Annotated in this window: 1 protein-coding gene; it reads right to left on the bottom strand. The window is 58.6% G+C overall.

Annotated elements, in window-relative coordinates; genetic code table 11:
• On the bottom strand, positions 1-261 hold a 261-nt coding region (locus AAEZ06_RS27610), incomplete at both ends, for a LysM peptidoglycan-binding domain-containing protein (RefSeq protein WP_350617311.1).

The raw sequence follows: 261 nt of genomic DNA, 5'->3' as shown, positions 1-261 counted from the left end.
GACGAAACCACGGTGGTTGTCGTGCCCCCTGAAGGGACGGTTCCTGCACGTCCATCGAAACGGATTGATTGCCCCGGACCGATCGTATACGGCGCCGCAATGTTGTTTTTGGCCGCCAGGGCTTTCCAGTCCCAACCATAGCGAAAGGCAATCGAGAACAACGTATCGCCACGCTTGACCACATACTGACCGGTGGTCACAGCCGGGCGCTGAGCCACACCGTTAACGCCACTTGTACCGCTTTTGGACGCGCTGGAACAC

Origin of the sequence: Pseudomonas sp. HY7a-MNA-CIBAN-0227, from assembly GCF_040310325.1 — a bacterium.
In the GTDB taxonomy this organism is placed as follows: Bacteria; Pseudomonadota; Gammaproteobacteria; order Pseudomonadales; family Pseudomonadaceae; genus Aquipseudomonas.
This window is presented reverse-complemented; position numbering and strand designations above follow the sequence as displayed.